Raw genomic sequence first — 22,566 nt, 5'->3', positions numbered from 1 at the left:
ACAGCAGGCGACGCCGCCTGTTGCAATCATGTTAAGCTTCGGCCCCGCAGTACCTCCACGGAATATCCCGACAGCACCCGCATCCAGCCGATCTCACTCTAACGCATACATGGACATTCTTCTCGCCATCAAGGCGATCATCATGGGCCTGGTCGAAGGCTTCACCGAGTTTCTTCCGATTTCCTCCACCGGCCACCTGATCCTGATGGGCAGCCTGCTCGACTTCACCGGCCCGAAATCGGTCGTGTTCAAGATCGTGATCCAGGCCGGCGCCATGCTGGCGGTGGTGTGGGAGTACCGCGACCGGATCGCGCGCGTGTTCAAGGGCCTGGGAGCGGACCCGGTCCAGCAGCGCTTCGCGCGCAACGTCGTGATCGCCTTCCTGCCGGCCGCCGTCGCCGGCGTGCTGTTCAGCTCGGCGATCACCGAATTGCTGTTCCATCCGGTGCCGGTGGCGATCGCCCTCGTCATCGGCGGCATCCTGATCCTGTACGTGGAGCGGCGCAACCGCCTGCGCCCGACCGCGGCGCGCGTGGAAACCGTCGACGACATGAGCGCGCTCGACGCGCTCAAGGTAGGCCTGGCGCAGTCCTTCGCCCTGATTCCCGGCACCAGCCGCTCCGGCTCGACCATCATCGGCGGCATGCTGTTCGGCCTGTCGCGCAAGGCGGCGACCGAATTCTCCTTCTTCCTCGCCATGCCGACCATGCTGGGCGCCACGGTGTACTCGGTGGTCAAGGAGCGTGCGCTGCTGTCGGCGGCCGACCTGCCCCTGTTCGGCCTGGGCTTCTTTTCCGCCTTCATCGCGGCCTTCCTGTGCGTGCGCTGGCTGCTGCGCTATATCAGTTCGCACGACTTCACGATCTTTGCCTGGTACCGTATCGTATTCGGTATCCTGGTGCTCGTGACCGCCCATTTCGGCCTGGTGACCTGGGCTGAATAAACAGTAAATAGAGTATGACAAGCGAAATCGGCGCGCGCGCCCTCCACGTTCTCGAAACGGTCTTCGGCTATCCCGCTTTCCGCGGGCAGCAGGCCGACATCGTCGAGCACGTGGCCAGCGGCGGCGACGCCCTCGTCCTGATGCCCACCGGCGGCGGCAAGTCGCTGTGCTACCAGATCCCGGCGCTGCTGCGCGACGGGGTGGGCGTGGTCATCTCGCCACTGATCGCGCTGATGCAGGACCAGGTCGACGCGCTCGAGGAAGTCGGCGTGCGCGCCGCCTTCCTCAACTCCACGCAAACCTTCGAGGAAACCCTGCGCATCGAGCGCCTGGTGCGCGCCGGCGAGCTCGACCTCGTCTACGTGGCGCCCGAGCGCCTGTTGACGCAGCGCTGCCTCGAGCTGATCGATGCCTCGCCGATCTCCCTGTTCGCCATCGACGAGGCGCACTGCGTGTCGCAGTGGGGCCACGACTTCCGTCCCGAGTACATTCGTCTGTCGGTCCTGCATGAGCGCTATCCGACCATCCCGCGCATCGCCCTCACCGCGACCGCCGACCAGCAGACCCGCGATGAGATCGCGCACCGCCTGCAGCTGGACGATGCGCGCAAGTTCGTCTCGTCCTTCGACCGCCCGAACATCCGCTATTCCATCGTCGAGAAGACCACCGGCCGCAAGCAGCTGATCGATTTCATCAGCAGCGAGCACCCGCAGGATTCCGGCATCGTCTACTGCCTGTCGCGCAAAAAAGTCGAGGAAACCGCCGACTTCCTGTGCCAGCACGGCATTCGCGCCCTGCCCTACCACGCGGGCATGGAACACAGCGTGCGCGCGGCCAACCAGTCGCGCTTCCTGCGTGAAGACAACATCGTGATGGTGGCCACCATCGCCTTCGGCATGGGCATCGACAAGCCGGACGTGCGCTACGTCTGCCACCTGGATCTCCCCAAGAGCATCGAGGGCTACTACCAGGAGACCGGCCGCGCCGGACGCGACGGCGCGCCGGCCAGCGCCTGGATGGCCTACGGCCTGCAGGACGTGGTGCTGCAGCGCCGGATGATCGACGAATCCGAGGCCGACGAGACCTTCAAGCGCGTGCTGTCGATGAAGCTCGACGCCATGCTCGGCCTGTGCGAGACGCTGTCCTGCCGGCGCATGCGCCTGCTCGACTACTTCGGCGAGCGTTCCGGCCCCTGCGGCAACTGCGACACCTGCCTGATTCCGCCGATCCAGGTCGACGGCACGGTGCCGATGCAAAAACTGCTGTCGGCCATCTACCGCGTCGACCAGCGCTTCGCCGCCGGCCACGTGATCGACGTGCTGCGCGGCGCGCAAACGGAACGCATCAGCCAGTGGCACCACGACAAGCTCACCGTGTACGGCGTCGGCGCCGACCGTTCCGAACAGGAGTGGCGCGCCATCGTGCGCCAGGCGATCGCGCTCGGTTTCGTCACGGTCGACCACGACGCCTTCAGCTCATTGAAACTGACCGACGCCGCGCGCCCCGTGCTCAAGGGCGAGCAGAAGGTGCAGCTGCGCCAGTACCAGAAACCGGTCAAGGCCAAGCGGCCGTCGTCCTCGCGCAGCAGCGGGTATGAAGAGCTGGAACTGTCGCGCTCCGAGCAGGCGCTCTTCGAGCGCCTGCGTTCCTGGCGCATGGGCACGGCGCGCGAGCACGGCGTGCCGGCTTACGTGGTGTTCCAGGACGCGACCCTGCGCGAGATCGCCAAGGTCAAGCCGGGCTCGCTGGACGCGCTGCGCGGCGTCTCCGGCGTCGGCGAGAAGAAACTCGTCTCCTACGGCGACGAGATCGTCGCCATCATCAACGAGATGATGTGAGGTTTCGAAGTCATCGGTAGGGAGGGCAGGTTTCCTGCCCACGCGGTCAAATCACGGTGATGTTGCACGCGCGCTGCTTAAACGGCGTGGGGTAAACCGGGCCAGTGGCCCCGGTTCACGAGCCGCCCACCCTACGGTAAACCTTTACTTCTTGGTGAAGACGAGGTCCCACACGCCGTGTCCCAATTTCAGGCCACGGTTCTCGAACTTGGTCAGCGGCCGGTATGCCGGTTGCGGCGCATAGCCTTCCGCCGTGTTCTGGAGCAGGGGCTCGTTGCCCAGCACCTCCAGCATCTGCACCGCGTAGTCTTCCCAGTCGGTGGCGCAGTGGATGTAGCCGCCCGGCGCCAGCTTGTCGCACAGGACCTTCACGAACGCCGGCTGGATCAGGCGGCGCTTGTTGTGGCGCGCCTTGTGCCACGGGTCCGGGAAGAACACGTGCACGCCGGCCAGCGAGCCGTCAAGGATCATGTGGTTCAGCACCTCGACCACGTCATGCTGGATCAGGCGCAGGTTCTCGATACCCTGCTCGCCGATCTGCTTGAGCAGGCTGCCCACGCCCGGCGTGTGCACCTCGACGCCGATGAAATCCTTCTCCGGCATCAGGCGCGCGATGTGGGCGGTGGTGTCGCCCATACCGAAGCCGATCTCCAGGATGACCGGCGCCTTGCGGCCGAACGCCTGTTCCAGGTCCAGCGTCTCCTTTTTATACTCGATCAGGTACTTGGGACCGAGTTCCTCCAGCGCGCGCGCCTGGGCGGTCGACAGGCGGCCGGCCCGCGTGACGAAGCTGCGGATGCGGTGTTCGGTCGGATCGTACAGCATGGAACGCGCCGGGCCATTGGTAGGCTTTTCAGAGGACATGGGGGAACAGTATGAGGAAAAAACGGCTGCCATTATAGCTGGCCGCCCGCTGGCGAGACCAGATAAAGCTTGACGCTCACCCATGTTGCACTGCAAAATTTCTTCCATGACCCTGCTTTACACCGTGCCCAGCCCCTCATGCCGCGCCGCCGATTGCGCGCAATGGGCACGCTACGTCCAGAACCGCCTCGCGGCGGCCTCCTTCCGGGGTGCTGGACTGCCGCGCGGTTATTTCTGCTCTGTCACTCCTCCCTAAGTCTTCCCGGCTTCCTGCAGCCTGCCGCATGAGCCTGCGTCCATCGTGAGCAGCGGCGGTTCGTCCCTGGCCGGCGCCGCTCGGCGGCCCGGCCCGCTCTTCTATTGCTTGTTGCCCGCAGCTGCGGGCCGGGAAGGTTTTACATGTCTTTTTCTCTGCACACCATCCGCCAGGACTGGTTTTCCAACGTCCGCAACGATCTGCTGGCCGGCCTCGTCGTCGCGCTCGCGCTGATCCCTGAAGCCATCGCGTTTTCCCTGATCGCCGGCGTCGATCCCAAGGTCGGCCTCTACGCGTCCTTCTCCATCGCGACCCTGGTCGCCTTCTTCGGCGGCCGCCCGGGCATGATCTCGGCGGCGACTGGCGCCATGGCGCTGGTGATGGTCACCCTGGTCAAGCAACACGGCCTCGATTACCTGCTTGCCGCCACCATCCTGGCCGGCCTGCTGCAGGTCCTGGCCGGCTGGATCCAGCTCGGCCGCCTGATGCGCTTCGTCTCGCGCTCGGTGGTCACGGGTTTCGTGAACGCGCTGGCCATCCTGATCTTCATGGCGCAGCTGCCCGAACTGACGAACGTCACCTGGCACGTGTACGCGGTGACGGCCGCCGCCCTGGCCATCATCTACGGCCTCCCCTACCTCACGCGCGCCGTGCCTTCGCCGCTGGTGGCGATCGTGGTCCTGACCGGCCTGTCGATCGTGCTGGGCCTGGACATCCGGACCGTGGGCGACATGGGCCAGCTGCCCGACAGCCTGCCCGCCTTCCTGGTGCCGGACGTGCCGCTGAACCTGGAAACCCTGCAGATCATCCTGCCGTACTCGGTGACCTTGATGGTGGTCGGCCTGCTCGAATCCCTGATGACCGCCACCATCGTGGACGACATGACCGATACCAGGAGCGACAAGAACCGCGAATGCGTCGGCCAGGGCGTCGCCAACATCGCCACCGGCTTCATCGGCGGCATGGCTGGCTGCGCGATGATCGGCCAGTCGGTGATCAACGTGAAGTCGGGCGGCCGCGGACGCCTGTCGACGCTGACGGCCGGCGTAGTGCTCCTGCTGCTGGTGGTGTTCCTCGACGAATGGGTCCAGCGCATCCCGATGGCTGCACTGGTGGCGGTGATGATCATGGTGTCGATCGGCACCTTCAACTGGCGCTCGCTCGCCGACCTGCGCGCCCACCCCGGCAGCTCGAGCATCGTGATGGTGGCGACCGTGGTCGTGACCGTGGCGACCCATGACCTGGCCAAGGGCGTGTTGACGGGGGTACTGCTGTCCGGCGTGTTCTTCGCCCAGAAGGTCAGCCGCCTGCTCAAGGTGGAGTCCCGGCTCGAAGACGAAGGACGCACGCGGCGCTACCAGGTCATCGGCCAGGTCTTCTTCGCTTCGTCCGACCAGTTGGTGCATGCCTTCGACTACAAGGAAGCGCTCGACACCGTGCACATCGACGTCGGCCATGCCCACTTCTGGGACATCACGGCGGTCGGCGCGCTGGACAAGGTGGTGTTCAAGTTGCGCCGGGCCGGCGCCCAGGTGGTGGTGCATGGCTTGAACGAAGCCAGTGCGACCATGATCGACAAGTTCGCCGTGCACGACAAGGCGGGCGGCGAGCGGGCCCTCGGGCACTGAGCATGCGCCAAGCGGAGCGTGCGGGGCGAGGCGGTGGAATCGCGCATAATCGTGTTTTATCCCCGCCGAGTCCAGGAAGCCTGTCCATGCAATCAGTGAAACACCCGATCGCCGTCGACGAGAACGTCGCCACCGCCCACCTGACTTCCTTCCACTACGGCAGCCCGGGGACCGGTAAAAAGGTGTACATCCAGGCCGCCGTCCACGCCGACGAGGTGCCGGCCATGCTGGTGGCCCACTTCCTGCGCCAGGAACTGGAACGCCTGGACGCCGAAGGCCGGATCAAGGGCGAAGTCATCCTGGTGCCGGCGGCCAATCCGATCGGCCTGTCGCAGGTCATCCACGGCGCGCCTTTCGGCCGCTACCACCTGAACACCGGCATCAACTTCAACCGCCTGTACCGGCACGTGGCGGACGACCTCAAGAAGTCGCTCGAAGGCAAGCTCGGCAGTGACGTGGATGCCAACGTCGCCCTCATCCGCGAAGAGGCGCGGCGCCACGTCGGCCTGTGGGAGCCGAAGGACGACGTCGAGACGCTCAAGAAGACGCTGCTGTCGATGGCGATCGACGCCGACATCGTCCTGGACCTGCACTGTGATAACGAAGCGCTGATGCACATGTACACCGGCACGCCGCTGGTGGAAAACGTGGAGCCCCTGATGGCCCTGCTGGGCGCACGCGTGTTGTTGGTGGCCAAGGCCTCGGGCGGCGAAGCGTTCGATGAAGCCTGCAGCCGCCTCTGGTGGGACCTGGCCGAGCACTTCGAGGGCACGGCGATACCGCCCTCCTGCGTTGCCGTCACGGTCGAGCTGCGCGGCGAGAACGACGTGCGCTACGACTACGCGCGCCAGGACGCCAATGCCCTGCTGCAGTACCTGGGCCATGCCGGCGTGCTCGACATCCCGCTGGAGCCGCTGCCTGAAACGCCCTGCCGCGCGACGCCGCTCAATGCCGTCGAGCCCCTGGCCGCGCCGCATGCGGGCGTGCTGGTCTTCCACAAGCAGCTGGGCGACCTGGTCGAAGCGGGCGAGCCGGTGGCCGACATCGTCAATCCGGTGAGCGGCCAGGTCAGCACCTTGTGCGCGGAGCACGCCGGGCTGCTGTTCGCGAGCACGGCCCACCGGCACCTGTTGCGCGGCATGCACGTGTGCAAGATCGCCGGGACCGAATCGTTCCGCTCGGGCGACTTGCTCAGCGCCTGAACCTCCCCCACACCACGGTTCCCAGCGCCAGCAGTGCTGTCACGGCCGGCCACCAGGGCCGCGATGCATCCAGTTCGAGCATCGTCGCGGTACTGAGGGCGCACCACAGCAGTGGAATCACCCACAGCGGCCAGGGCGCGCGCCAGAACATCAGGACGCCGAGCGTGAGCATGGCGGTCGGATCGGGCGCGAAGCCGAAGACCTCGGCCTGCCACCAGCTGCGGCCAACCAGTGACGCCAGAAACGGGTAGCCGGCCAGCACGAGCAGCACGAGGAGGAAGGCCATGCCCACCGCAGGGGTGAGCAAGTCCGGCTGCGGTGGCGCCTTCCAGGCCATCCAGGCGTGCAGGCCGGCTTGCAGGAAGAAGGCGGCCGCGAAATACGGCGCACCGGTGTTGATGTCGGCATAGCGCTGCAGGTGGTAGGCCCAGCCTACCCACAGCCAGGTCGCGGCCAGCAGCGTGAAAGCGATCCGTGCGCTGGCCAGGCGCCGGTGCGCGATGCCACCCAGGATGACCGCCCCCGCCCCAAAGGCCAGCAGCTGCAGCGGCCACCACTCGCGGTTCATCAGTTCGAACTGGCGATAATAGGTCCGCGCCGAGAACATCAGGAAGTCCGATAGCGAGTACGTCCACCACTCGCTCATGCCAGCCTTTCGACGTCCTGGACGATACGGCGGCGCAGCGCCTCGTCCGGCAGCGGCCCGCTCGCGGCCAGCATGTTCTCGCGCACGTGGGCGACGCTCGAGGTGGCGGGAATCGCGCAGGTGACGCCCGGGTGCGCGACGATGAACTTGAGCAGGACCTGCGCCCAGCTGCTGCAGCCGATCTCCGCGGCCCAGCCGGGCAGGCGCTTGCCCGCCAGCGCCCGGGTCAGGTCTCCCTGCCTGAACGGCCGGTTGACGATCACGCCGATGCGCCGCTCGCGCGCCAGCGGCAGGATGCGCTGTTCCACCTCGCGGTCGAGCACGTTGTACGAAACCTGCACGAAGTCGATCGGCTGGCTCGCCATGATCTTCAGGATCTCGCCATGGCGGCGTCCTTCGGAGGTGGTGATGCCGACGTAGCGCAACCGTCCTTCCCGCTTCATCCGCAGCAGCATCGGCAGGTGCGCTTCCCAGGCCAGCAGGTTGTGCACCTGCAGCAGGTCGAAGCGCGGGATTTGCCACAGGCGGCGCGAGGTTTCAAGCTGCGTCGGGCCTTGGGCACCCTCGCCGATCCACACCTTGTCGGCAGAGAACAGCTGCGCGGGCTTGAGCTTGCCGACGGCCTCCCCGATCACCGCCTGCGCCGAGCCGTACATCGGCGAGGAATCGATGAGCCGGCCGCCGCTGGCGAAGAACTGGCGCATCACAGCCGCGCATTCGGCGCGCGCTTCCGGATCGCGGCCGACGTTGAAGGTGATCCAGCTACCCAGGCCGACCACCGGCAGCTGCTCGCCGGAAGATGGAATGGCGCGCGTGAGCAGCGCCGGGCGCCCCTGGGCATGGGCGAAAGCCGGCAAGGCCAGCAGCGAGGCGAGCAGGCGGCGGCGCGATCGGGACACGAAGGGCATGCGGGCGCTCCTTGGCGGATGGGACGAGTAGGATCGAGCATACCGCGCCGGCGCCGGGCGCGGCGCATCGCCGAGCGGCGCCGCCTGGAGGAAACCGATGCGACGCCACCTTCGCCCTCGCCTGCTCGTCATTGCCTTGCTGCTGGCCTGCGTGCCGGTCCGGTCCGCACAGGACCGGGACACCATTGCCTGGCTGCCCGTGCAGGAAGTCGCCAGCGGTGGCGGCACCAAGGGCCCGTGGCGCCAGAACGACTCGCACTACGACTACGTGGACGACGGCACCGCTGCCTTCCTGCCCGACGGCGCCCTGGCCGTGGCCTGGGTCGACCAGCGGCGCAAGGAGGCGCTGCTGCAGGTGCTCGGGGCGGATGACCGCGCACGCGCCGCGCCGGTGGACGTGTCGCGCAGTCCTGACACCTTTTCCTGGATGCCACGCATCGCGGCGGGTGGCCCGGACACCCTGCACGTGCTCTGGCAGGAGATCATCTTCTCGGGCGGATCGCATGGCGGCGAGATCCTGTATGCGCGCTCGCTCGATGGCGGCCGCAGCTTTTCCGAGCCCGTGAACCTGTCGCGCTCGCGGGGTGGCGACGGCAAGGGCCGCCTGGACCGCGACACCTGGTCGAACGGCAGCCTGGACCTGGCGGTGGGCGCGGACGGCAAGGTCTACGCGGCCTGGACCGAATACGACGGCGCCCTGTGGCTGGCGCGCTCGCGCGACGGCGGGCGCAGTTTCACGCCGCCGCAGCGCATCGCCGGCGACGACAAGCGTCCGGCGCGTGGCCCGTCGCTTGCGCTCGGGGGCGGCAAGGTCTGGCTGGCCTGGACGGTGGGCGAGGATCCGGATGCCGACATCCGCGTGAGCAGCTCGCCGGACGACGGCGCCAGCTTTTCTCCACCGGTCCTGGTCGGCGCCAGGGCGGCGCGGGCCGATGCGCCGCGCCTGGCGTTGGACGGTGACGGGCGGCTGCATCTGGTCTATATGGAGCAGGCGGGCAAGCAGCCGGCGGCGATCCGCCACGTGCGCTCCGACGGCCATGATCCGGCATTCGGAGCGCCGCGCACCTTGTCTACGCGCGTTGAAGCGGCGATGGCGCCGCAGCTGGCGATCGATGCGCAGGGCCGCGTGCATGTCGTCTGGGGGGCGGCGCAGGGGCTGTGCTACAGCCGGGATGGCGGCGCCCCGGTCACTGTGCCGCACAGCGGACCAGGGGCAGGAGCACGCCAGGGCAGCCAGCAAGGCCTGCTCGGCAAGAAGCTCGCGACTGGGGACGGCATGGTCGCGCTGGTCAACAGCAGCCTCGCCCAGGGGCGCGGCAGCCGCGTTTGGGTGATGCGGGGACACTTGCCCGATTCTCGCTGAAGAGTCGGCGGCGTGACAGCTTGGGGGATGGGATACCGAGGACTGGAGCGGGTGAAGGGAATCGAACCCTCGTCGTAAGCTTGGGAAGCTTCTGCTCTACCATTGAGCTACACCCGCGTTGCCTGCATTCTACGCGTGTTTTCCGGGCTTTGACAAATCCTCAAGCTTCTTCAGCCTGCCGGCGCAGACAAGCAAAACGCCCGGCCTGACGCCGGGCGTCGAACGCAGACGTTCTGTTAAGGCTCAGGCTTGTTGCTTGCGGCGACGCGCGGCGACCAGGCCTGCGGCGCCGAGGCCCAGCAGCGCGAACACGCCTGGCTCCGGCACTTCGCCGACCTGGACATTGATGGCGCTGCGGCCCAGTTCATCGCCCTGGCCGTTGTACGCCGCCAGGATGAAGCTATAGTGGCCGTTTGCCTGCGGATTGAAGCTGGCGCCACCTGTTGGCGGGGTTACCAAGGGCGACGGCGTGGCGAGGAAAGCGAACAGCATGTTCTGGGAATCCTGCTTGGTATCCAGGGCAGTTCCGCCGGCGCCGATCGAGAAGAATGTACTCAGGTCGAGAACGCCCAGTTTGTCCTCGTCCGTATTCATGCCCGCATCGAGGTCGTAGAACAGCTTGAAGCTCAGTCCACTTTCGGCGATGGTCGGCTGGTCGACATGGACGTAATACCCCACATTCCAGGTCGAGCCCAGCACATTCTTGGGCGAGAGCGTGGTGCCCGGGGTTGCGAAGTACGTCCCCTCGCCATCGTTGAGCAGCTTGGGCGCGTCGTAGCGCTGGTGCGCCGTGAGGGCAATGGTGAAGCCTTCGCGGTAAGTGATCGCGGACGGATTGTTCGGAATGCCGGAGCCGCCGTAGGTAGCCCCCGCCAGCGGGCCGAAGCTCGTGTACTCGGGCGAAACAGGCGCGGCTGTGGCAAAGGCCGAAGCAGCGCCCAGCAACAGGCTGATTACAAGATGCGATACGGTATGCATGACTGATCTCCCTAAAACTTTTGGACGGGAGACATGTAGCAATTCTCATACCAATGTTGAGCTTGGTAAACTTTACTCTTTGAAAACAATAGTTTAGTGCCAGCTACATTGCTGCTCTAATGAAATTTTCGTGCAGGTGTAAAGTTTTTCGACGGCCCAAGTGCGCCACTCACTCCGGCTGCTCGACCTTGTACCCCTTCGCCGCCAGCGCCGCCACCAGGCCCTTTGGATCGAGCAGGTCCTTCATCGCCAGCACCGCGAAGCTCGAGCTGTTCTTCGCCAGCGCGGCCTCCGCATTGGCGAGCCACATGGCGCGATGGCGCTCTTCCGCCCCCTGGAAGGCCAGATGCTCACGCAGCACCGCGCTATTGCGGATCGCGTTGCTGCAGCTTTCCTGCTCGTTGAAATCGAGCTTGCGGATGGCGTCGATGTCGCCCTTGGCCCAGGCGTTGGCGCGCACGCGCATCGCATCGATGTCGGTTTCCAGGCGTTTCAGGGTGTTCGAAAAACAGGCCACATCGTCGAGCTGCGATTTCTTGAAGTCCTTGATCAGCTGGCGCGGGTTGTCGACCTTCAGTTCATTGACCGTCTTCGTGACCTTGAGCTTGTTCTGCTCGACGAGCTTCTCGACCTGCTTGCGCACGTCGGTGCTGGTGGTAAGGCCGGCCTGCTTCAGCGCGGCGCTGAACAGCTCGTTGGCCACGAAGATCGGCCGGTCGCGCTCCTTGTTCTTGGGAAGGTATTTTTCCTTGAGCGGCAACCAGCGCGCGTAGACCTCGGCCGGGAGCACGTCGCGCAGCACGGCGTCGTCCGGATTCTTGTTGACGCCGATGAGGCTGGGCAGCGCCAGCGCCATCTGGAAGTAGGACGCCTCGACCCTGCTGACCGGCGGCGCCAGGTATTCCTGCGAGCGCTTGATGACGGCTTCGACTTCGTGCGAGCGCCAGTCCATCTTGACCGGCAGCGGAGAATAGGTCCCGAAGATCCACAGCACGTGCTCGTCCTTCGAGACCTTCCACATGCCCGGACCGGGCTTCTGGCCGACCACCAGGATCTGTTCGGGCGCCGCCGGCGCCTCGTCGGCAGATACCGACGTGTCAGGCGCGGTCGCGGGGACGGGCTCCCGGGCCTCGGTCTGGGCCCGGGAAGGTGCTGCGCACAAGGCCAGGCACAGCACCGGAAGAATTGCGAACTTGAGCATCAGAACATCCTTGTTGTTGGTTGTCCATCAAGCTTAGCTCTGCAATATGAGCGAAAACTTAAGAATAGATAATGAACGGCGACTCAGGCAGCGCGCGACCGACGACGGCGCGCCACCACTCCCAGCAAGCCGATACCCAGCAGGGCCAGGCCCGCAGGCTCCGGCACCGCTTTCGGCGCGGAGACGCGAACGTTGTCCAGGCCGGCGGTGGTGATGGTGCCCCCATAGGTGCTCGTTTGAATCGTCACGCTGGTGAAGGTTTCGCCGTTGGTGGCAACGATACCCAGAAAGCCGGTTGCCGCCGTGCCTGATGCCTTCGGAATCAGGAAGCGCTGCTGATTATTGACGATGACCGAATAGGTATCGCTGGTATCGGTATTGAACCAATCAAAGCCGAATGCGCTCACGCCGGTGGCAAACGTGAAGGTCATGGTCGGCGCTGCATTACCGCTGCCCGTACCCGCAGGACCATTGCCCCATCCAAAAAACTGTTGCCCAATGAAATTGGAAGGAATCGAACGATTGTCAGTGCTTGATGAAACGCGGCCAGTCGCGATGCCCGACCGGTCGCCATTGGCCACCGTGCTGAGCGTGAATCCATTGAAACTTTCCAGATAATTGGCGACGCTGACACCAGGCTTCGCATTACTGAAGGTTTCCAGCGTGGTGGCACCGGCCGCCTGCTGGAAACTGCTCTGGCTGGAATACGTGATGAGTGCCGCTTGCGAGGATGCGGCCATGCTTGCTGCCAGAACGGCAGCGCTCAACAGAGTAAAGGTCTTCATGCGATCCTAGTTTTGGGAAATGTTTTGCTTACCCCAAAGCAGGAAGTGTGCCTAAAAGAAATTTACCAATAGAATTAATTACTTATAGGAATTAGACGCGATGCATGTTATGTCAATGTAAATCTTTTCGACAAGTTAATCTCTTGTTCTCGCCATCCACGGATGTCAGAGGCTGCCTCGACCGTCTCCACCGGGCTCCGGCACATCCGGCCGCGCGAGCAATTCGTGCGCCAGCCGCAAGCCCTTCACCATGACCGAAAAGGCTTCATGCTTGCTCGCCTCGTCCGGCACCCGCAACACATAGGACGGGTGGTAGATGGTCACCAGCCAGGCGCCGTCGATGCGGACCGGCTTGCCGAGGAAATCCTTCAGCGCCACCGTGCCCTTGCGCATCACGGACTTGAGCGCCGTCGCACCCATGGCCACGATCACCTTCGGCTTGACCGCCGCCAGCTCCTTTTCCAGCCAGTAGTGGCAGGCCTCGATCTCGCGCTGGACCGGGGTCTTGTGCAGGCGGCGCTTGCCGCGCGGCTCCCACTTGAAGTGCTTGACGGCGTTGGTGAGGTAGATGGCCTTGCGGTCCACCTCGGCCTGGGCGAACACCTGGTCGAGGAGTTTTCCGGCCGGGCCGACGAAGGGCTTGCCGGCCAGGTCTTCCTGGTCGCCCGGCTGCTCGCCGACGATCATGATGGGCGAGCGCTTCGAGCCTTCGCCGCCGACTGCCTGGGTGGCGTACTGCCACAGCTCGCAGCGCCGGCACTCGTTGAGTTTCGAGGGTTGCTCGCGGTCGGGCTGGGCGGCTTCGGCGCTGATCGGGATGGTGGCCCCGCTCTTGCGGCCGACCGCCTCGACCTGCCCGATCTTGCGCGCCCCGAGTTCGGCCTGGCTCACCAGCGCAGGCACGATCGCGCCTTCCGGCAGGTTCTTCCAGAAGCGCGAGGGGATGTGGCTCTGCATCAGCTGGGCGTTGACGCGCGCCGGATTGAAGATGCTGCGGTAATAGGTGAGCCAGAGGGCTTCGCCCGCATCGTCCAGCTCGGCCGCGCTCGACATCAGGGGGCCGGTCTCGTGCAGCGTGTGGCCGTCCCACAGCACGCTGGCCTCGGGCGTGGCGATCATCCAGCTGATTCTGCCCATGCGGGCCACGAAGTGTTCGGCCACTTGCGGCAGCACGTCGTGGCGCGGCTCGAACCAGGCCACGAAGCGCGGGTCGCCGGCTTCGAGCGGCCGCTCGCGGAATCGGATGTAGGCATGCATGTCGTGCTCCTCGCGGCGCACCGCCTTGACCATGCCGTGCAGGCGGCTGCCGTCCGGATCGGCGGGCGACTGCACGTCGTGCTCGCCATGCGTCCAGCGCCACAGCACGCGGTACAGGAAAGCCCAGCGATCCGGGGCGCGAAAGCACGCGGCCTTCTGCAGCATCTCCAGCAGCGATCTGGGTACGCGCGGACTTGCCTCCTGGGCCAACGGTCTCGGCGATTGCGTTTCCTGCAATCGGGTGCCGCCATTATCGGCCGGCGCGGCCGTGGCCGGCGCACCCGAGAACAGGTCGCCTCCTTCCAGCGTGCCCCAGCTCGCCGCCTCGGGCGGCACGCCGGCCTGCAGCAGCGCCCGCGCCGCCTCGCGCCATTCGGCGAAATTCGTCACCGCCGGCGGCCGGCCCTTCATGCCAGCTGCGGCAGCGCCGGCGCTCATGCCGCCTGCAGTTCCGGCCACAGGTTCATCTGCTCGGGCGCGTCGGCCAGGTGGCGCCGGAGGACGTGGGAACTGGCCGCGCCCTGCACCGGCTTGTAGTCGGCCGTGACGATGAAGGGCGCCAGCTTCTTCATGCTGCAGCGCAGGCGCGACAGGTCTTCCCAGCGGATGCGGCGGATGCGGCGCAGCTCGACGATGCGCTTGGCGTTGCGGATGCCGATGCCGGGCACGCGCGCGATCATGATCTCGTCGGCGCGGTTCAGGTCCATTGGGAAGTGCTCGCGGTTGGCTAGCGCCCAGCCCAGCTTGGGGTCGACGTCGAGCGCCAGGTTGCCCGATTGGGGCATCAGTTCGCCCGCGGTGAAGCCGTAGCCGCGCAGCAGGAAGTCGGCCTGGTACAGGCGGTGCTCGCGCAGCAGCGGCGGGGGAGCTAGCGGCACGCTCTTCGGGCTTTGCGGGATCGGGCTGAAGGCCGAGTAGTACACGCGCTTGAGTTGATAGCTGCCATACAGCGTCTCGGCGGTGTTCAGGATGGTATGGTCGTCGCTGGCGTCGGCGCCAACGATCATTTGCGTGCTCTGCCCGGCCGGCGCGAAGTTCGGCGCCTTCGGCTCTTCACGCTTTTCGTCGAGCTTGCGGCGGATCGAGCCCATCGCCAGCTTGATGGTGTGGACGTTCTTTTCCGGCGCCAGGCGGGTCACGCTGTCGTGGGTCGGCAGCTCGATGTTCACCGACAGGCGGTCCGCCCAGCGGCCCGCCTCTTCGATCAGCAGCGGGTCGGCGTCCGGAATGGTCTTGAGGTGGATGTAGCCGCGGAACTGGTGCACCTCGCGCAACTGGCGCGCCACCGCCACCAGCTGCTCCATGGTGTAGTCGGCCGACTGGATGATGCCCGAGCTCAGGAACAGGCCGTCGATGTAGTTGCGGACGTAGAAATCATGGGTCAGCTTGACCACCTCTTCCACCGAGAAGCGGGCGCGCGGCACGTTGGACGTGCGGCGGTTGATGCAGTACTGGCAGTCGTAGATGCAGAAGTTGGTGAGCAGGATCTTGAGCAGCGAGACGCAGCGGCCGTCCGGAGTGTAGCTGTGGCAGATGCCCATGCCGGTGGTGGCGCCGAAGCCGTCCTTGTCCTCGGACGAACGCTTGGGTGCGCCGCTGCTGGCGCAGGACGCGTCGTATTTCGCGGCGTCGGCCAGGATTTCCAGTTTGTCCTTGAGTTCCATTGCATGCCTTGAACTGTATGGGCATACAGTATACTATCGCGCGCGTATGCACAGGGTGGATGGGTCAAGTGTGCGGGCTTGATTGCGGTTCAAAGATGGGACGGGTGGTATAAAGAGGCGGGTCAGCGCGCTCGCGTAAATTGGGTTCCCGCCTTTGCGGGAACGACGGTTTTAAGGCTAACGTATGGAGTTAGCGTTATCTCATTAGCTGCCCGCAAACCCGTCGTTCCGGCGAAGGCCGGAACCCAATTCCCTAGCGCAGAGACGAACGTAAAAAAGCCCGGCCACCAGACCGGGCTTTCCACTACAGCAAGCTCCGATCAACGAATCGGCTTGCCGTCCGCATCCACCACGGTCACGTCACCCCAGCCGAGCGAGCGCACGCCCGCTTCGATCTTGCGCAGGTCGCCGATCACCATCCACACCGCCTCGTCCGGCTTGATGAACTTGGACGATGCCGCCGCCAGCTGCTCCGGCTTGAGCGCGCGCACGTTCGACGCGTACCTGGTCCAGTAGTCGTCGGCCAGGCTCAGGTTGACGGCGTCCAGCCCTGCCGCTTCCAGGGCGGCGAGGGTGGAGAAGCGGCCCGGCAGGCGCGAGCTCATGTTGCGCATGATGCTCTCGTATTCAAGGCCCACCAGCGGGCGCTCGCCCGCGACGCCGCGCAGTTCCTTGGCTACCTCCCGCATGGCCTCGATCGTCTTGTCGGTCTGTACCGGCGCGATGATGTAGAACGGACGCTGGCCGCGCACGTCCGGCAGGCGGGCTTGGGTGCCGTAGCTCCAGTGCTTGTCCAGGCGCAGGTTGCGGTTCAGGCGCGAGGTCGCGATGCCGCCGAAGTTGGTCATCACCGGCTCCATCGCCAGGTCTTCCGGCTGGCCATAGGCCTGCGACACGTGGGTGGCGACGATGGTCGACTGCGGCGCGTCCGGCTTGTCCACCAGGATCAGGCGCTTGCCGCGGGTCGGCGGCACGGTGGCCATCTTCTTGGCCGGGGCGCTGCCCGGCTGCCACTTGCCGAAGCTCGCTTCCAGCGCCGGCAGCAGCTTGTCCATGGTGGTGTCGCCGGCGACGACGATGGTGGCGCTGCCCGGCTTGAACCAGGTGCCGTGCCATGCCATCAGGTCCTCGCGGCTCAAGCCTTGCACGCTGCCTTCGAAACCGGAGGCCGGCTTGCCATAGGCATGCTCGGGTCCGTACAGCAGCGACGGGATCAGGCGCAGGGCCAGGCTGTTCGGCTGGGCCTTTTCCTGGCCGATGGCGGCGATGCGGCGGCTCTTCGACAGCGCGAACTGTTCTTGCGGGAAGCTGGGATTCAGCGCCGCTTCGGCCATCAGGGCCAGCGAAGGCATCAGGTTGGCGCTGGTCGCCTGCAGGCGCACCAGCGACTGGTCCTGGCTGGTACCGGTGCTCAGGCGCGCGCCCAGGTTTTCCAGCGCGTCCGACAGCGCGAAGGCATCACGCGACTTGGTGCCCTTGTCCAGCAGGTCCAGCGCCAGCGAGGCGGCGCCGGCCTTGGCCGCGGTGTCCGAGGCCGCGCCGGCGTCGACCGCCAGCGAAACGTTGACGATCGGGGCGGTATGGCGCTCCAGCAGGACGACCTTCAGGCCGTTCTTCAGCTGGGCGCGCTGCAGCGCCGGGAACTTGACGTCAGGGGCCTCGCCCAGTGCGGGCAGCTGCTTGCGGTCCAGGGTCGACTTGGTGGCGGCCAGCTTGGCCGCCGGGCGCACCGTCATGGTGTAGTGGTTGGCGCGCAGCCAGCGGTTGGCGGCCGCCTTGACGTCCGCCGGGGTGCTGGTGGCGAACAGCTCGAGGCGGTCGAGGTAGGCGTCCGGCTTGCCGCCGTAGGTCTCGCTCTCGGCCAGCACGTCGTTGCGGCCGCCCATGCCGCCCACGCGCTCCAGGCTGCGCGCGAAATCGGCCAGGTCGCGCGTCTTCACGCGCTTGAGTTCAGCCTCGAGCGGGCCCTTGTCGAGCAGCTCGGTGACCACGCGCTCCATCTCGCGCTCGACCTCGAGCGGATCGACACCCGGCTTGACCGTGACGATCAGGTTGAAGCTGCCGCCCAGCTCCGCATCGTTCACGTAGGCCGAGACGCTGGTTGCCATGCCCTTCTCGTACACCAGGCGCTTGTCCAGGCGCGCGTTCTTGGAGCCCGCCAGCACGCCGGCCAGCAGGTTCAGGCGCTGGGTGTCGGCGTCCTTCCACGAAGAGGTGTGCCAGCTGCGGTAGATGCGCGCCTGGGGCACGTGGTCTTCCATCTCGTCGCGGATGTTGCGGTCCAGCTGGGGGATCCACTTTTCAAGGCGCGGCAGCGGAGGACCGGGCGGGATCGCGCCGAAATACTTGTTCACCAGCTCGTAGGCGCGTTCCGGGGTGATGTCGCCGGCCAGCGAGATCACCGCGTTGTTCGGGCCGTAGTAGGTGCGGTACCACTCCTTGATGTCTTCCAGCGAGGCGGCCTGCAGGTCTTCCATGTAGCCGATCGTCGACCACGAATACGGGTGCGAGTAGGGGTACATCTTGGCCGAGATCTCCATGCGCACGCGGCCATACGGCTGGTTCTCGCCCTGGCGCTTCTCGTTCTGCACCACGCCGCGCTCGCGCTCCAGCATCGCCTGCGAGATGTAGTTGCCCAGGAAGCCCATGCGGTCCGATTCCAGGAACAGGGTGCGCTCCAGCGCCGACACCGGCACGTCTTCGAAGAAGTTGGTGCGGTCGACGTTGGTGGTGCCGTTGCGGTTGTTCGCGCCCAGGTCGTCCATCGCCTCGCGGAAGCCGTGCGGGTAGTTCTCGGAACCGTTGAAGAAGAAGTGCTCGAACAGGTGGGCGAAGCCGGTCTTGCCGCGCTTTTCGTTGCGCGAACCGACGTGGTACCACATGTTCACGCCGACCACCGGCACGCTGTGGTCGGTGTGGACCAGCAGGGTCAGGCCGTTGGGCAGCACGAATTTCTTATGATCGATGGTGTAGGCCTTGCGGTCGAAGACCGTGGCCTTGGCGTTGCTGGCTGGTGCGGCGTGGGAAGGCAGGGCTGCTGCGGCTGCGAGACCGAGCAGGAGGGGCAGAGCGAGTATTTTCATGGCGTCTCGTGGACAGTTGTTGTATGTATGCGTCCGTCGAGTCACGCGCCGGTTGGACGCGCGGTCGGCAGAGCCGACCACCCTACAGGAAACGTAGAGCTGGCGCCAGAGGGAATGGATGCATATGTTGGGCCGCGATGACGCAGCCAGGATGCGTCAGGCGTGGCCCTGCGCCTGCGCCAGCAACTGCGGCTCCATGCGTGCCGCGATCTTCTTCAGGTAGCTTGACGCCGCCGCCACGCCGGCGCCGCCAGCGCGCTGCAGCCAGGCATAGGCCTCGACCAGGTCGCGCTGCACGCCCTGCCCCGCCGAATACATCACGCCGAGGTTGAACTGGGCGCGCGCATGGCCCTGGCGCGCCGCGCACAGGTACCAGAAATGCGCCGCCTCGTAGTCGCGCTCGATGCCCTTGCCGCAGTCGTGGCGCAGGCCCAGCTCGAACTGGGCCAGCGCGTGGCCCTGGTCGGCGGCTTTATGAAACCAGTCGGTCGCCTCGCTTGGATCGGCATGCTCGGCGCGGTCCAGCAGCACGCCCACCATGTACTGGGCCGGCGCGTAGTCCTGGGCAGCCGCGCGGCGGTACCACGCCAGCGCCTGCGCCTCGTCGCGCGCCACGCCGATCCCGCCTTCGTAACGCAGGCCGAGGTCGAACTGGGCGCGCAGGTGGCCCTGCTCGGCCGCCTTTTGGTACCAGTGCGCGGCCCTAGCAGAATCGTGCGGCACGCCACTGCCCGCATCGAACAGCTGGCCGAAGTGGTACTGGGCCGAGGGCATGCCCTGCTCGGCGGCCTGGCGGTACCAGTGCGCGGCCGTGGCGGCATCGCGTTCGACGCCCTGCCCGTGCTCGTAGCGCACGCCGAGGTTGTCCTGGGCGCCGGCATGGCCCTGTTCGGCCGCGCGGCGGTACCAGTGCAGCGCCAGCGCTTCGTCGCGCGGCACGCCGTGGCCGCTGTCGTAGACCAGGGCGAGGTTGAACTGGGAACTGGCATGGCCCTGGCTGGCGGCGCGTTCGTACCACAGGATCGCCAGCTCGCTGTCCTGCTCGACGTCCTGTCCCTTGTCGTAGCGCAGGCCGAGATTGAACTGGGCCGGCGCATAGCCCTGCTCGGCGGCCTTGCGGAACCAGTCGACCGATTGCGCCCCGCCGGTGCGCAGCGCGAGGCTGAACTGCGAGCGCGCATAGCCCTGCTCCGCCGCGCGCCGGTACCACTCGGCGGCCGCGTCCTGGTCCTGGGGCACGCCCTTGCCGGTCTCGTACATCATGCCGAGGTTGTGCTGCGCGCCCGGCTCGCCCTGGCTTGCCGCCTGGCTGAACCAGTGCAGGGCCTGCTGCACGTCGTTCGGCACGCCCTGTCCTTTCGCGTACAGCCAGCCCAGGTTGTACTGCGCCGGCGCGTAGCCCTGTTCGGCGGCGCGGCGGTACCAGTAAGCTGCCTGGCCGTAGTCCTGGGCCACGCCCTGGCCCTTCTGGTACATCACGCCGAGGTTGTACTGGGCCAGCTCGAGGTCGGCGCTGGCCGCCATGCGGTACCAGGCCACCGCCAGTTCGTAGTTCTGGGACACGCCCTGGCCGCTCGCGTACATGAAGCCCAGGCTGTGCTGGGCGCTCGGCACGCCGCGCTCGGCCATGCCCTTCACGCGCAGGAATTCCGCAGTATGGCGACCTTCCACGTCGCCTGCTTGGGCAGGAATCTCGAGCATGGCGTCCGCTTACGCTTGCACTGCCCGCAGGCCGAACAGCGTCGGCTGGGTGCGCAGCGACTTGATGAATTCGCCCAGCGGGATCGGGCGGTAGTACAGGTAGCCCTGCATCGTCATGCAGCCGTTGGCACGCAGGTAGCGCGCCTGTTCCTCGGTCTCCACGCCTTCCGCGATCAGGTTCAGCCCGAGTCCGCGCGCGATCGAGATGATCGCCAGGATCACGGGATAGTGGCCGCCCTCTTCGTGGATCTCCTTGACGAAGGACTGGTCGATCTTGACGGTATGGATCGGGAAGCGGTGCAGGTAGGACAGCGACGAGTAGCCGGTGCCGAAGTCGTCGATCGCGATCGACACCCCCAGCTGGCACAGTTTGTTGAGCTGCTCGATCGCGTACTGCGGGTTGCGGATGCAGATGTTCTCGGTGATCTCGACCTCGATCTGGCCCGGCGCGATCCCGTAGCGCACCAACGCGTTGCGCATCTTCTCGAAGAAGTCGCCGCGGTCGAGGTACTGCGGCGACAGGTTGAGCGACAGGCGCACGTGGTCGGTGCCCGAGGCGTTCCACTGCAGCATGTCGCGGCACAGGGCGCCGATCATCCAGTCCGAGATCGGCAGCATCAGGCCGTTCTCTTCCGCGAAGGGGAGGAACTCGCCGGCCGACAAGAGGCCGCGGGTCGGATGGTTCCAGCGCATCAGCGCTTCGGCCCCGACGATGCGGCCGGTCAGCGCGTCGATCTGCGGCTGGTAGTACATCTCCAGCTCGTCCTGCTCGAGCGCGCGGCGCAGGGCCTGCTCGAGGGCGATCTTCTGGTGCGAGATGTCCAGCATCGAGGTGTGGTAGAAGCTGTGGCCGTTCTTGCCCTGGGCCTTGACCTGGTACATCGCGATGTCGGCGTGGCGCAGCAGTTCGTCGATCGATTCGCCGTCGGTCGGATAGATCGCGATGCCGATCGAGGCCGAGATGTGCACCTCGTGGCCGTCCAGGTCGAACGGCGCCTGCAGGGTCTCGAGGAACTTGTCGGCGACCATGCGCGCGTCGTCGCGGTCGCGCAATTCCGGCAGCACGATGGTGAATTCGTCGCCGCCCTGGCGCGCCAGCGTGTCGCCCTTGCGCAGGCAGCCCTTCAGGCGGGTAGCGGCCTGCTGCAGCAGCTCGTCGCCCTTGACGTGCCCGAGGGTGTCGTTGACCAGCTTGAAGCGGTCCAGGTCGATGAACATCACCGCCAGCTCGGTCTTCTTGCGCTTGGCCTGGATTACCGCCAGTCCGAGGCGATCCTTGAACAGGATGCGGTTCGGCAGGTCGGTCAGGATGTCGTGGTAGGCCTGGTAGGAGATGACCTCTTCCGCGCGCTTGCGGTCGGTGATGTCGCGCGCCACGCCGTAGGTGCCGAAGAACTCGAGCTTCTTCACTTCCTGGTCGGGCACGTGCATGCCGATCGCGTTGAGCGAAATCGTCATCAGGGTGTTGTTGAAGGTGCGCTCGTGGGCGCTGCCGCCGCTGCCGCCGCCATTCCTGCACTTCAGGCGCAGCTCGACGTTGCGCGAGGCGCGCTCGTCGACGCGGCGCTCGTTGAAGACGTAGCGCGCGCGCTCCAGGTCTTCCTCGTGCACCAGTACCGAATAATGCTTGCCGAGCAGCTCGTCGCGCGCATAGCCGAGCAGCTGGTAGGCGCGGTCGTTGACGAAAGTGAAGCGGCCTTCGTGGTTCAGCGTGTAGATGATGTCCGGCGAGGAGTCCACCAGGTAGCGGTACATCTTCTCGGAGTTTTCCAGCTGGGTGGCCATGCGCTGGTTCTCGAGCGACAGGCGGCGGCCCTTGAGGGCGTTGGCCACCGTGGCCAGCAGTTCTTCCCTGGCGTAGGGTTTGCGCAAATAGTCGTAGGCGCCGCGCTTGAGCGCGCCGATCGCCGCATCGATGCCGACTTCGCCGCTCATCACGATCACGTCGGCGTCGATGCCCTTCTCGTTGATGAAGTCCATGATCTCGTGGCCGCCGATGTCGGGCAGGCGCAGGTCGAGCAGGACCAGGTCGAAGCGCAGGCGCGACAGGTGGGCCAGGGCTTCGCTGCCCGAGGACGCGGTGCTCAAGGAGTAGCCGCGGTCGCGCAGCAGCTCGTACAGCGAGGAGAGCAGGCGCGGCTCGTCGTCGACCAGCAGCAGGCGTGGCTGGCTGTCGGTGTCGAACGTCGGGGCGAATGGGACAGGCGCCGAAGCCGGTTCGCCGGAAAACATGGCGGTATGCGCGTTGA

16 protein-coding genes and 1 tRNA gene are annotated in these 22,566 nt (G+C 66.1%); 5 read left to right on the top strand and 12 right to left on the bottom strand.

From position 1 onward, the window contains the following. Window positions 1-109: 109 nt before the first annotated feature. Window positions 110-943 carry an undecaprenyl-diphosphate phosphatase gene (locus tag ACK4S9_RS03690; RefSeq protein WP_409721594.1) on the top strand — a complete coding sequence of 278 codons (834 nt, stop codon included), beginning with the start codon at window positions 110-112 and terminating at the stop codon, window positions 941-943. A 14-nt stretch (window positions 944-957) separates the two neighbouring features. Beyond that, complete coding sequence (gene recQ, locus ACK4S9_RS03685) at window positions 958-2,781, top strand: DNA helicase RecQ (protein ID WP_409721591.1); 1,824 nt, start codon at window positions 958-960, stop codon at window positions 2,779-2,781. A 144-nt stretch (window positions 2,782-2,925) separates the two neighbouring features. On the opposite strand, the gene trmB is transcribed toward recQ, so the two are convergent. Beyond that, the gene (gene trmB / locus ACK4S9_RS03680; RefSeq protein ID WP_409721588.1) at window positions 2,926-3,606 is read right to left on the bottom strand and encodes a tRNA (guanosine(46)-N7)-methyltransferase TrmB; all 681 of its coding nucleotides are present in this window, start codon (window positions 3,604-3,606) and stop codon (window positions 2,926-2,928) included. Between the two features lie 438 nt (window positions 3,607-4,044). Between trmB and ACK4S9_RS03675 the strand changes: the two genes are divergently transcribed. Next, window positions 4,045-5,529, top strand: coding sequence for a SulP family inorganic anion transporter (locus ACK4S9_RS03675; protein ID WP_409721586.1), 1,485 nt, complete (start codon window positions 4,045-4,047; stop codon window positions 5,527-5,529). Between the two features lie 86 nt (window positions 5,530-5,615). Continuing rightward, window positions 5,616-6,731 carry a succinylglutamate desuccinylase/aspartoacylase family protein gene (locus tag ACK4S9_RS03670; protein ID WP_409721583.1) on the top strand — a complete coding sequence of 372 codons (1,116 nt, stop codon included), beginning with the start codon at window positions 5,616-5,618 and terminating at the stop codon, window positions 6,729-6,731. On the opposite strand, the gene ACK4S9_RS03665 is transcribed toward ACK4S9_RS03670, so the two are convergent. Together ACK4S9_RS03665 and ACK4S9_RS03660 are read right to left on the bottom strand one after the other, a co-directional pair. Further along, window positions 6,721-7,377, bottom strand: a complete 657-nt coding sequence (locus tag ACK4S9_RS03665) for a DUF6064 family protein (protein WP_409721581.1) — start codon at window positions 7,375-7,377, stop codon at window positions 6,721-6,723. The genes ACK4S9_RS03670 and ACK4S9_RS03665 overlap by 11 nt on opposite strands. After that, window positions 7,374-8,285, bottom strand: coding sequence for an aldo/keto reductase (locus ACK4S9_RS03660; protein ID WP_409721578.1), 912 nt, complete (start codon window positions 8,283-8,285; stop codon window positions 7,374-7,376). The genes ACK4S9_RS03665 and ACK4S9_RS03660 overlap by 4 nt, the downstream gene beginning before the upstream one ends. A gap of 97 nt (window positions 8,286-8,382) precedes the next feature. On the opposite strand from ACK4S9_RS03660, the gene ACK4S9_RS03655 reads away from it, so the two are divergent. Further along, window positions 8,383-9,648, top strand: coding sequence for a sialidase family protein (locus ACK4S9_RS03655; RefSeq protein ID WP_409721575.1), 1,266 nt, complete (start codon window positions 8,383-8,385; stop codon window positions 9,646-9,648). A gap of 43 nt (window positions 9,649-9,691) precedes the next feature. On the opposite strand, the gene ACK4S9_RS03650 is transcribed toward ACK4S9_RS03655, so the two are convergent. From ACK4S9_RS03650 to ACK4S9_RS03610, 9 genes are all read right to left on the bottom strand, one after another. Beyond that, window positions 9,692-9,765 (bottom strand) — tRNA-Gly (locus tag ACK4S9_RS03650). A gap of 126 nt (window positions 9,766-9,891) precedes the next feature. After that, window positions 9,892-10,626 (bottom strand): PEP-CTERM sorting domain-containing protein, encoded by a 735-nt coding sequence (locus tag ACK4S9_RS03645; protein WP_409721572.1) that lies wholly within the window; start codon window positions 10,624-10,626, stop codon window positions 9,892-9,894. 169 nt (window positions 10,627-10,795) lie between these two features. Then, window positions 10,796-11,827 carry a TraB/GumN family protein gene (locus ACK4S9_RS03640; protein ID WP_409721569.1) on the bottom strand — a complete coding sequence of 344 codons (1,032 nt, stop codon included), beginning with the start codon at window positions 11,825-11,827 and terminating at the stop codon, window positions 10,796-10,798. An 83-nt stretch (window positions 11,828-11,910) separates the two neighbouring features. After that, entirely contained in the window at window positions 11,911-12,612 is a 702-nt protein-coding gene (locus ACK4S9_RS03635) for a PEP-CTERM sorting domain-containing protein (RefSeq protein ID WP_409721566.1), read from the bottom strand. Between the two features lie 165 nt (window positions 12,613-12,777). Beyond that, window positions 12,778-14,307, bottom strand: coding sequence for a UdgX family uracil-DNA binding protein (locus tag ACK4S9_RS03630; RefSeq protein WP_409721563.1), 1,530 nt, complete (start codon window positions 14,305-14,307; stop codon window positions 12,778-12,780). After that, on the bottom strand, window positions 14,304-15,533 hold the full coding sequence (locus ACK4S9_RS03625) for a putative DNA modification/repair radical SAM protein (protein ID WP_409721561.1): 1,230 nt from the start codon (window positions 15,531-15,533) through the stop codon (window positions 14,304-14,306). The genes ACK4S9_RS03630 and ACK4S9_RS03625 overlap by 4 nt, the downstream gene beginning before the upstream one ends. Window positions 15,534-15,853: 320 nt before the next feature. After that, entirely contained in the window at window positions 15,854-18,616 is a 2,763-nt protein-coding gene (locus ACK4S9_RS03620) for a M16 family metallopeptidase (protein WP_409721558.1), read from the bottom strand. A gap of 156 nt (window positions 18,617-18,772) precedes the next feature. Further along, on the bottom strand, window positions 18,773-20,317 hold the full coding sequence (locus ACK4S9_RS03615; RefSeq protein WP_409721556.1) for a hypothetical protein: 1,545 nt from the start codon (window positions 20,315-20,317) through the stop codon (window positions 18,773-18,775). A 9-nt stretch (window positions 20,318-20,326) separates the two neighbouring features. Further along, window positions 20,327-22,549, bottom strand: a complete 2,223-nt coding sequence (locus ACK4S9_RS03610) for an EAL domain-containing protein (RefSeq protein ID WP_409721878.1) — start codon at window positions 22,547-22,549, stop codon at window positions 20,327-20,329. Between the last annotated feature and the right edge of the window lie 17 nt (window positions 22,550-22,566).

It is taken from the genome of Massilia sp. (genome assembly GCF_046293535.1).
Taxonomy (GTDB): Bacteria; Pseudomonadota; Gammaproteobacteria; order Burkholderiales; family Burkholderiaceae_D; genus Telluria.
Note: the sequence above shows the minus strand (reverse complement) of the source record. Positions and strands in the feature narration are given on the sequence as shown.